General features: G+C 69.0%; 9 protein-coding genes. 4 read left to right on the top strand and 5 right to left on the bottom strand.

Annotation, left to right across the window (positions count from 1 at the left end; genetic code table 11):
• Positions 1–84: 84 nt before the first annotated feature.
• Positions 85–648: a F0F1 ATP synthase subunit B gene (locus HC022_RS12135; protein WP_008886486.1), complete on the top strand. Its 564-nt coding sequence runs from the start codon at positions 85–87 to the stop codon at positions 646–648.
• A gap of 220 nt (positions 649–868) precedes the next feature.
• The gene (locus HC022_RS12130; RefSeq protein WP_167452600.1) at positions 869–1,678 is read left to right on the top strand and encodes a division plane positioning ATPase MipZ; all 810 of its coding nucleotides are present in this window, start codon (positions 869–871) and stop codon (positions 1,676–1,678) included.
• A gap of 12 nt (positions 1,679–1,690) precedes the next feature.
• On the opposite strand, the gene HC022_RS12125 is transcribed toward HC022_RS12130, so the two are convergent.
• Positions 1,691–2,248, bottom strand: coding sequence for an HdeD family acid-resistance protein (locus HC022_RS12125; protein ID WP_167452599.1), 558 nt, complete (start codon positions 2,246–2,248; stop codon positions 1,691–1,693).
• A 175-nt stretch (positions 2,249–2,423) separates the two neighbouring features.
• On the opposite strand from HC022_RS12125, the gene HC022_RS12120 reads away from it, so the two are divergent.
• Positions 2,424–2,822, top strand: coding sequence for a hypothetical protein (locus HC022_RS12120; protein WP_167452598.1), 399 nt, complete (start codon positions 2,424–2,426; stop codon positions 2,820–2,822).
• Positions 2,823–2,825: 3 nt separating this feature from the next.
• On the opposite strand, the gene HC022_RS12115 is transcribed toward HC022_RS12120, so the two are convergent.
• Positions 2,826–3,296, bottom strand: a complete 471-nt coding sequence (locus tag HC022_RS12115; RefSeq protein ID WP_167452597.1) for a GNAT family N-acetyltransferase — start codon at positions 3,294–3,296, stop codon at positions 2,826–2,828.
• 191 nt (positions 3,297–3,487) lie between these two features.
• Here HC022_RS12115 and smc point away from each other — a divergent pair, with 191 nt between their 5' ends.
• Positions 3,488–6,943 carry a chromosome segregation protein SMC gene (gene smc, locus HC022_RS12110; protein ID WP_167452596.1) on the top strand — a complete coding sequence of 1,152 codons (3,456 nt, stop codon included), beginning with the start codon at positions 3,488–3,490 and terminating at the stop codon, positions 6,941–6,943.
• A 585-nt stretch (positions 6,944–7,528) separates the two neighbouring features.
• On the opposite strand, the gene HC022_RS12105 is transcribed toward smc, so the two are convergent.
• From HC022_RS12105 to HC022_RS12095, 3 genes are all read right to left on the bottom strand, one after another.
• Complete coding sequence (locus HC022_RS12105) at positions 7,529–8,818, bottom strand: amidohydrolase family protein (protein ID WP_167452595.1); 1,290 nt, start codon at positions 8,816–8,818, stop codon at positions 7,529–7,531.
• Position 8,819: 1 nt separating this feature from the next.
• Positions 8,820–9,767 carry an ABC transporter permease gene (locus HC022_RS12100; protein WP_008886570.1) on the bottom strand — a complete coding sequence of 316 codons (948 nt, stop codon included), beginning with the start codon at positions 9,765–9,767 and terminating at the stop codon, positions 8,820–8,822.
• Positions 9,764–10,632: ABC transporter permease (locus HC022_RS12095; RefSeq protein ID WP_167452594.1), on the bottom strand; the 869-nt coding region annotated here is incomplete at its 5' end. The genes HC022_RS12095 and HC022_RS12100, both read right to left, overlap by 4 nt.

The following is a 10,632-nucleotide window of genomic DNA, read 5'->3' as shown; positions in this document are numbered from 1 at the left end:
CAGCCATCGTCGCGACGATGGGCGGCAAGGCCGACCAGGACGCCATCTCGGCGGCTGTCGGCGACCGGATGAAAGGGTGATCGCATGCGCAAGCTGATCCTGACCAGCGCCCTTGGCGCCAGCTTTGCCAGCCCCGCGCTGGCTGCGACCGGCCCCTTCTTCTCGCTGCGCAACACCGACTTCGTCGTGCTGCTCGGCTTCCTGCTCTTCCTGGCGATCCTTGTGTACTTCAAGGTTCCGCCGGTGCTGGGCAAGCTGCTGGACAAGCGTGCCGAAGGCATTCGCGACGAGCTGGACGAAGCCCGTGCTCTGCGGGAGGAAGCCCAGACGCTTCTGGCCTCCTACGAGCGCAAGCAGAAGGAAGTGGCTGCCCAGGCTGAGCTCATCGTGGCGAATGCCCGCAAGGAGGCCGAAGCGGCCGCCGTGCAGGCACAGGCTGATCTGAAAGCATCGATCGCGCGCCGTCTGGCCGCTGCCGAGGACCAGATCGCATCGGCCGAGGCCTCTGCGGTGAAGGAGGTGCGCGACCGCGCAGCCGAGATCGCCGTCGCGGCTGCCCGCACCGTGATCGCACAGCAGACCAGCGCTGCCGACAGGGACCGCATGATCGACGAGTCGATCGCCGAGGTCGGTGCCAAGCTGCACTGATTTGGGGGTCCGACCCAGTCAGAAAAGCCCGGCCCCAGCGGCCGGGCTTTTTCGTTTTCCGATCACCGCCGGGGGCCCGGCTGCGTCCCCGGGAACACGCCCCGCACGGATTTCTCGCTGCGACGCATCGGCAAGACTTTGCTTGTTGCCTACCCCCAGATACGGTAGCGCGAGGGCCACCACAGCGGACATGTGGATTTCAGGGACAAGAGGGTAGCGCGTGGCACACATCATCGTGGTCGGAAACGAGAAGGGCGGTGCGGGCAAGTCCACCGTTTCGATGCATGTCGCGACAGCACTGGCGCGCATGGGGCACCGGGTGGGGGCGCTGGACCTCGACCTGCGGCAGAAAACCATGGGGCGCTACTGCGACAACCGCCGCCGCTATCTTGAGAGCGAGGGGCTGGACCTGCCGAGCCCGCGCTACATCGAGCTGCCGCAGATCGACCAGTCGTCGCTCGCAGAGGGCGAGAACGCCTATGACGTGCGGCTCAGCAAGGCGGTGTCCGAGCTCGAAGCCGACTCCGATTTCATCCTGATCGACTGCCCCGGCTCGCACACCCGTCTGAGCCAGGTGGCGCATTCGCTGGCCGACACGCTGATAACCCCGCTCAATGACAGTTTCATCGACTTCGACCTGCTGGCCCGGATCGACAACGACGGCGAGAAGATCCTCGGGCCGTCGGTCTATTCCGAGATGGTCTGGAACGCCCGGCAGCTGCGGGCGCAGGCAGGTCTGAAGCCCATCGACTGGATCGTCCTGCGCAACCGGCTCGGGGCGCAGCAGATGATCAACAAGATGAAGATGGAGAAGGCGCTGGAACGGCTCTCCAAGCGCATCGGCTTCCGCATCGCGCCCGGGTTCTCCGAGAGAGTGATCTTCCGCGAGCTGTTCCCGAGGGGGCTGACGCTGCTCGACCTGAAGGACGTGGGCGTCAAGCAGCTCAACATCTCGAACGTGGCGGCCCGGCAGGAGCTGCGCGACCTGTTGACCACGCTGGCGCTGCCAGAGGTGACGATACGCTTCTGAGGCGCCGTGCGCCTAGCGCAGCCGCAGCGCCATCGCTGTGGCCCCGATGCCCGAGCTCAGCAATTCGGCGCCGAGGAAGATCCCGAGCATGCCACCCGCCATCTGCGGTATGGCGAGGATCACGAGGACGCCCAGAGCCAGCGAGACCGCGCCCGAGGCGATGATCCAGCCGCGCCCCGGCTGGCCGCGCATTTGCATGCCGAGCCACAGGCGCAGCGCACCGAGCGCAAGAAAGAAGCCCGCCACCATAAGCGTGAGCGACATGATCCCGGCCAGCGGGTTGGCGAGCAGGGCGATGCCGAAGGCAAGGATCAGCAGCCCCATCAGCGCCGAGACGGCACGTCCGCGGCTCCGGCCCTCGTCCCGGAAGGCGATCCAGAGCTGCAGCACGCCGCCCAGTGCGAAGATGCCCGCGGCAATGGCGACGGCGGTGAGCGAGGCCTCGAAAGGCTTCAGGAAGGCCACCACGGCGCCCACGATCAGCAACGCGCCGAGGATGAGCAGCCAGCGCCAGTCGGGGGCCGAAAAGCCCCTGCGCGTGCGCTCCGTGTTCATGTTGTGGTCGGTCATCTGTCGTCTCCTGCGATTGCCAAGACAACGGCGGGCCGGGCGGTGGGTTCCGTTGTGGTTGTGGGATGCTGTGTTGCGAATATGTCATAGGCAAGAATTTTTCCGCCTCTTTTGCCCAATGTTGAGTCAGAGAATTTAACCGGTCCTTAACCACGCTGCGGGTAGGCAGGACCCCATGAAACCGCTGTTTCCGTTCGCTTTTGCGCTGCTTCTCGGCTGCAACGCCGCCGCTCCCGGCTTTCGCGGGATCGAGCCCGTCGGGGCCGAGGTCGAGGGCTCGCGCTTCCTGATCCGGGTGCGCGATGACATGGCCGAAGTGACGCGTATCAACCCAGAGTTTCCGGCCCGCTTCGGGCCGATCGCGGCCCGCGCACAGAAGGCCGTGTACCTCGAGACGGGCTGCATCCCCGCCTGGGTAAGCGGCGATCCGGCGATGATGGTGATGGGATTGTCATGCGACGGACGGGCGGCGCCGAAGCAGCCGGGCGGCAGCGTACTCTCGTGCGAGATCTACGATGCCTTTGTCACGGAAGGTCTGGGGGGAACGGCGGCGGTGGAATGCCGCGAGGGGTAGGGGTCAGGCTCTGACGGGGTTCTCGACGGGTTTCTCGTAGAACAGACTCGAGGCGCTTTCTGGATAGCTGCCGAACGCGGCGCGTCGTCGATAGCCCTCCCTCTCGTACAGGGAGACCGCGGCGGCGAGTCGGTCGCCGGTCTCGAGCCGCAGCAGCGGGAAGCCTTCCTCGCGCGCGGTGCGCTCGAGCCGGTCGAGCAGGCGGCGGGCCACGCCGATGCCCCGCGCCTCGGGCGCCACGAACATCGACTTCACCTCGCCGTAGCCGTCGCGGCGGGCAAGCGCGGCGCAGCCAAGCAGCTCTCCGCACTCCTCGGCGCCGAAGAGCGTGATGCTCTCACAGCAGAGTGCGTCGATGTCGAGGAAGTGGTTCTCCTCGGGTGGGAAGAGCGCATTCATCAGCGCGTGACTCTCTGTCAGCAGCGCAATCGCGCGCGGGTCACGCGGCGATACCGGGTGGATAGCAAGCGACATGGGGCAGCTCCTTGCAAAGTCTTCAGATGAAAAGCGTTAACACGACATTGGTCAATACACGGTTTCGTGCCAATTTTCGCAATATCTTGTGGACAGTTGGCAAGGAGCCGCGACATGCAGCGCAAAGCGTTTGACTTGTGGGGCGGCGAACCGGCAAGATCGCTGAAAACTAGGAATCAGGGCAGTCCATCTTGCACTTCTCGCGCCTCAGGCTGACGGGCTTCAAGAGCTTTGTCGATCCGACGGATCTCGTCATCGCAGACGGCCTCACCGGGGTCGTCGGCCCTAACGGCTGTGGCAAGTCGAACCTTCTCGAGGCGCTGCGCTGGGTGATGGGCGAGACCCGCGCCAAGGCTATGCGCGGCGCGGGCATGGAGGACGTGATCTTCGCCGGCGCCTCGACCCGGCCTGCCCGCAATTTCGCCGAGGTCTGCCTGACCATCGACAACTCCGACCGGGTGGCGCCCGCCGGGTTCAACGACAGCGACCAGATCGAGATCGTCCGCCGCATCACCCGCGACGTGGGCTCGGCCTACAAAGCCAACAGCAAGGACGTGCGCGCCCGCGACGTGCAGATGCTATTCGCCGATGCCTCGACCGGCGCCCATTCGCCGGCGCTGGTGCGGCAGGGCCAGATCTCCGAGCTGATCAACGCCAAGCCCAAGAACCGCCGCCGCATTCTGGAAGAAGCCGCCGGCATCTCGGGGCTCTACCAGCGCCGCCACGAGGCCGAGCTGAAGCTCAACAGCACCGAGGCCAACCTGCTGCGCGTCGACGACGTCATCGAGCAACTCGCGACGCAGCTCGCCCAGCTTGAACGGCAGGCCCGGCAGGCGGCCCGTTACCGCGCCATCGGCACCGACCTGCGCCGCTCCGAGGGCATGCTGCTCTACCGCCGCTGGAAGGAGGCCGACGAGGCCCGGCTGGCGGCGGAACAGGCCTACCGCGAGATGGTGACCCTGGCCTCGCAGGCCGAGGGCGCAGCACGTGCGGCGGCCAAGATCCGCGGCGAACGCGAAGAGGCGCTGCCGCCGCTGCGCGAGGAAGAGGCCATCGCCGCCGCGATCCTGCAGCGCATGTCGGTGCAACGCGACGCGCTCGCCGACCAGGAGAAGGCGGCGGCCGACAGCATCGCCGCGCTGACCCGCCGCATCGAGCAGATGTCGCGCGACATGGAGCGCGAGGCGGGGCTCAACCGCGACGCTGGCGAGACCATCGAGCGGCTCGAGTGGGAAGAGCGCGAGCTCGCCCGCGCCGGCGAAGGCCACGAGGACCGCGTGGCCGAGGCCGCCGAGTCTGCGGGCGACGCTGCGGCGATCCTCCACGAGCGCGAGGCGGACCTGTCGCAGCAGACCGAGGACGTGGCGCGGCTCGCCGCCCGCCACCAGTCCGCCCACCGTTTCCTTGCTGACGCCCGCAAGACGCTGGAACGGCACGAGGGGGCCGCCGGCGGCGCCCGCGAGGCGCTGAGCTCTGCCAGGGAGACGCTGGAAGAGGCCACCGAGACCGTCTCCGAGGCCCGCGCCCGCGCCGAAGAGGCCGAGGCCATGGCCGAGCGCGCCGAGGCGCTTCTGAACGACGCCGACGAGGCCCGCGCCGAGGCCCAGTCGCGCGAGGCCGAGGCCCGCGCCGGCCGCTCCGAGGCCGAGGGCGAGTTCAACGCGCTGCGCGCCGAGGTGACGGCGCTCTCGCGGCTCTTGGAACGCGACACCGCCGAGGGCGGCCAGATCCTCGACCGGCTGCAGGTCGAGCAGGGCTTCGAGAAGGCGCTCGGAGCGGCGCTCGCCGACGACCTGCGCGCGCCCGAGGTCGAGGCCGACGGCCCCACCGGCTGGACCGTGCTGCCCGAGTACGACGCCACCCAGCCGTTGCCGCAGGGGGTGACCGCGCTCACCCAGCACGTCTCGGTGCCCGAGGTGCTGGTGCGCCGCATGGGCCAGATCGGCCTTGTGACCGCCGAGGACGGCGCGCGGCTGCAGCCGCTGCTGAAGCCCGGCCAGCGGCTAGTGAGCGTCGAGGGCGACCTCTGGCGCTGGGACGGCTACCGCGCCTGGGCCGAGGATGCGCCCTCCGCCGCGGCGCTGCGGCTCGAACAGCTCAACCGGCTCGAGGCGCTGAAGCAGGAGATGGCCGAGGTCGGTGCGCGGGTCGACGGCATGCGCGCCGCGCACGAGGCGCTGGTGTCGCGGCTCGCCGATCTCACGCAGGCGGACAAGGCGGCGCGCGAGGCGCGGCGCGAGGCCGACCAGCAGCTCAACGACGCCACCCGCGCGATGAACCGCGCCGAGGCCGACCGCAACATGGCCGAGGGCAAGCTCGAAAACCTTTCGATGACGCTGAAGCGCCACGAGGACGAGGCCACCGCCGCCCGCCAGCAGCTGCTCGAGGCCGAGCGCGCCGTGGCCGAGCTGGGCGATCTCGAAAGCGCCCGCGCGCAGGTCGAGGACATCAAGATGACCGTCGAGGCGGCGCGGATGACCATGATGACCCGCCGCTCCGCCCATGACGAGCTGCGCCGCGAGGGCGATGCCCGCAAGGGCCGCGCTCAGCAGGTGACCAAGGATCTCTCCGGCTGGCGCCACCGGCTCGAGACCGCCGAGAAGCGCAGCGCCGAGCTCGACGAGCGCCGGACCGCGGCCGAGGCAGAGCTGCGCGAGGCCTCTTCGGCCCCGGCGGAGCTGGCGGCAAAGCGCGACGAACTGGGGCAAGCGATCGAGCTTGCCGAGGCGCGCAAGGACGCCGCCTCCGAGGCGCTCGACCGGGCCGACACCGCGCTGCGCGAGGCGATCCTCGCCGAACGCGACGCCGAGCGCGCGGCCTCCGAGGCCCGCGAATCCCGCGCCCGCTCCGAGGCCCGCGTCGAGGCCGCCCGCGAGACCGTGGACTACGCCGCGGAGCGCATCGAGGAAGAGCAGGAGACCACACCCGCCAAGCTTCTGACACGGCTCGACATGTCGACCGACGACATGCCGCCCTCGGAGCAGATCGAGGCCGAGGTGAACCGGCTGAAGCGCCAGCGCGACGCGCTCGGGGCGGTGAACCTGCGGGCCGAGGAAGACGCCCGCGAGGTGCAGGAAGAGCACGACCAGCTGCTCTCCGAGAAGCTGGACCTCGAGGAGGCGATCAAGACGCTGCGCTCGGGCATCGCCTCGCTGAACCGCGAGGGGCGCGAGCGCCTGCTGACCGCCTTCGAGCAGGTGAACAGCAACTTCTCGATGCTCTTCACCCACCTCTTCAACGGCGGCGAGGCCAACCTCGTGATGGTCGAAAGCGACGACCCGCTCGAGGCCGGGCTCGAGATCATGTGCCAGCCGCCGGGCAAGAAGCTCTCGACGCTGTCGCTGCTCTCGGGCGGCGAGCAGACGCTGACGGCGCTGGCGCTGATCTTCGCGGTGTTCCTCGCCAACCCCGCGCCGATCTGCGTGCTCGACGAGGTCGACGCACCGCTCGACGATGCCAACGTCACCCGCTTCTGCGACCTGCTCGACGAGATGTGCCGCCGCACCGAGACCCGATTCCTGATCATCACCCACCACGCGGTGACCATGGCCCGCATGGACCGCCTTTTCGGCGTCACCATGCAGGAACAGGGCGTGTCGCAGCTGGTGTCGGTTGACCTCAAGAAGGCCGAACGCATGGTGGCCTGACCGGCGGGGGCCCAGCCGAGCCCGCAAAGCTCAGAGGGCACGCCACTTGGGGGCAATTCGCCTCACAGTTGCTGCCCGGGCGACGTCGACAAGACCGGGTGTCTGGCGGCCTGACCTTCGGAGGAACCCGCTGCATCCGCCAGGCCCCACCTCGGCATCACCTTGAAGGCGCAAGAGGTCTCACGCACACGTTCGACCTCAAGACGATCGGACCGCGTCAGGGCCTGACCTCCGAGATCCCCACCCGAGCCCGCAAAGCTCACCGCCCGCGCCACCAGACGGGAATAACTCACCTCGCGGCGCGTGTGACTCGAACCAGCCGCGGCCGAGCGCCTGGTGGTCCGCCGCCACAGGACCCCCTTCCACATCGGCAAACCTTTTGAGGAAAGGGCGCTACGCCCTTCCTTCATCTTGCCGGATAAACTCCGGGGGAGTCCGCGTCAGCGGACGGGGGCAGCGCCCCTGCACCCCCGGGGCTCGCGAGACGGCCATACGACATATCGCCCCAAATCCCCCACCACAACGCCCCACACCCGGCAAACAGCCATCGCAAGGCGGGCAGCCCCCTGACCCGGATCCCGCCGATCACCCCTCGGAAATTCTGTGTCGCCGCCGCACGCTGGCCGGGCGGCCGGGAAGAGTAAGCCGCGCGTCGTTGCGGGCCTGCTGCGAGACCAGCTTGCCCTTCGAGATCACGCAGAGCCGGTCCGGGCGCAGCCTCAACGCCTCGATGGCGCTGCCGGCGTCGAGCACCACCAGCGAGGCCGCTTTGCCGACCGCTAGCCCGTAGTCGTCGAGGTGCATGATCTTAGCGTTGTCCTCCGTCACCATGGTGAAGCAGCGCTGCATCTCGGCCGGAGACGTCATCTGCGCCACGTGCAGCCCCATGAAGGCCACGTCGAGCATGTCGGCGGTCCCGAGTGCGTACCACGGGTCGCGCACGCAATCCTGTCCCCAGCCCACGGTGATGCCGCAGCTCTGCATCTCCTTGACCCGGGTCAGCCCGCGGCGCTTGGGGTAGGTGTCGTGGCGCCCCTGCAGGGTGATGTTGATGAGCGGGTTGGGGATGGCGGCGATCCCGGCCTCTGCGATCAGCGGCAGCAGCTTCGAGACGTAGTAATTGTCCATCGAATGCATCGAGGTCAGGTGCGAGCCCGCGACGCGTCCCTGCAGGCCGAGGCGGGTGGTCTCGGAGGCCAGCGCCTCGATGTGGCGTGACATCGGGTCGTCGGTCTCGTCGCAATGCAGGTCGACGAGCAGGCCGCGCCCGGCGGCGATCTCGCAGAGCTCGCGGACCGAGGCGGCGCCATCGGCCATAGTGCGCTCGAAATGCGGAATGCCGCCCACCACGTCCACGCCCATGTCGAGCGCCCGGATCGTGTTCGCCCGTGCCGTCGGGTCGCGGTAGAACCCGTCCTGCGGGAAGGCCACGAGCTGCAGGTCGAGGTAGGGCTTCACCACCTCGCGCACGTGCAGCAGCGCCTCGACGCCCTTCAGCGTGTCGTCGCAGGTGTCGACGTGGCTGCGCACCGCGAGAAGGCCCATGCTCACCGCCCAGTCGCAATAGGCCAGCGCGCGGTCCACCATCTCGTCGACGGTGGCGACCTGCTTCAGCTCGCCCCATAGCGCGATCCCCTCGAGCAGGGTGCCGGACGCGTTGATCCGGGGTGTGCCGTAGCTCAGCGTCGCGTCCATGTGGAAATGCGGATCGACGAAGGGCGGCGACACGAGGTCTCCGGTGGCGTCGATCACGGTGCCGGCCTCGGCGCCGCTGAGGTCTCCGAGGGCGGCGATGCGGTCGCCCGCGATGCCGATGTCCTTGACGGTGCCGTCGGGCAGGGTGCCACCGGTGACGAGGATGTCGAAGCTGGCCATGTCAGCGTTCTCCGCGGTTGAAGGGGGTCATGAGCGCGGCGGGGACCTCGGCGCGGCGCGACATGAGCACCAGCGCGAGGATCGAGAGCAGGTAGGGGATCATCAGGAACACCTGGTAGGGCACGATCTGCCCCATGCCGGTCTGCTGCAGCCGCACCTGCAGCGCGTCGAAGCCGGCGAAGAGCAGCGCGCCCAGGAGTGCCTTCCCGGGTTTCCACGCGCCGAAGACCACGAGTGCGATGCAGATCCAGCCGCGGCCGTTCACCATCTCGAAGAAGAAGCTCGAGAAGGCGGACATGGTGAGGAACGCCCCGCCCACAGCCATGAGGCCCGAGCCCACGATGACGGCGCCCATGCGGATGGCGCCCACCGACAGGCCCTGCGCCTCGACCGCGTGCGGGTTCTCGCCCGCCGCGCGCAGGGCGAGCCCGAGCGGCGTGCGGTAGAGCACGAAGGTCACCACCGCGACGCAGGCAAAGGCCGCCCAGGTGAGCGCGGTCTGCGAGAACAGCGCCTGGCCGATCCACGGCAGGTCCGACAGTGCGGGGATGTCGAGCGGCTGGAACGGCGCGATCCGCGGCGGGTTGGTGACCTCGGGCAGGGCGAGCCGGTAGGCGTAGTAGGCCGAGGAGGTGGCGAGCATGGTGATCCCCAGCCCCACCACGTGCTGCGACAGGCCGAAGGGCACGGTGAGCAGCCCGTGCAGCGCGCCGAAGGCCATGCCGGCCAGCATGGCGACGGCGACGCCGGTCCAGAGGCCTCCGCCCGCGTAGACGGTCATCCAGCCGGCGAAGGCGCCGATCACCATGATGCCCTCGATGCCGAGGTTGAGCACGCCGGCGCGCTCGCAGATCAGCTCTCCCATGGTGGCGAAGATCAGCGGCGATGCGATGCGCAGCACCGCGGCCCAGAAGCTGGCGGAGATCAGGATATCGAGGATCTCGGTCATCCGCGCACCACCCGGAACCGCGTCAGGAGGATGGCGAGCACCATGAAGAGCAGCGCCGCGGCGAGCAGGATGTCGGCGATGTAGGTGGGGACCTCGGCGGCGCGCGACATGCTGTCGGCGCCCACGAAGATGCCCGCCACGAAAAGCGCCGAGACCACCACGCCCAGGGGATGCAGCAGCGCCAGCATGGCGACGACGATGCCGGTGTAACCGAAGCCCGGCGACAGGTCCGAGGTCAGGTTGCCCTTGAGCCCCGCGACCTCGGAAAAGCCTGCAAGCGCCGCGAGCCCGCCCGAGAGAAGGGCCGTTTTTACCAGCACCCGGCCCACCGGGATGCCGGCGAAGCGCGCGGCCTGCGGGTTCTGGCCGACGGCGCGGATCTCGTAGCCGAGGGTGGTGCGGGTCTGGATCAGCCAGACGCCCGCGGCGCAGATCAGCGCCATCGCGAAGCCCCAGTGCAGCCGCAGCCCCTCGACGATGCGCGGCAGGCGGGCGTCGCGGGGCAGGGCGGGGGATTTCGGCCAGCCCATGCCCATCGGGTCCTTGAGCGGGCCCTCGAGCAGCCACGAGATGAAGAGCGCCATGATGAAGTTCAGAAGCAGCGTGGTGACCACCTCGTCGACCCCGAGCCGGGTCTTGAGCAGCACCGGGCCGAGCAGCACCAGCGCACCGGCGAGGATGGCGCCGAGCGCCATCAGCGGGATCGCCAGCGGGCCGGGCAGGCCGAGCTGGGTGCCGATCACCACGGTGACGAGGGCTCCGGCGTAGAGCTGCGCCTCGGCGCCGATGTTCCAGAGCTTGGCGCGGAAGGCCACGGCAACGGCGAGGCCGGTGAAGATCAGCGGCGTGGCGCGGTTGAGGGTCT

The sequence above is a fragment of the Salipiger sp. HF18 genome (assembly GCF_011806505.1).
Classification (GTDB): Bacteria; Pseudomonadota; Alphaproteobacteria; order Rhodobacterales; family Rhodobacteraceae; genus Salipiger; species Salipiger thiooxidans.
The sequence above is the reverse complement of the archived record's forward strand: the minus strand, read 5'-3'. Positions and strand labels throughout refer to the sequence as shown.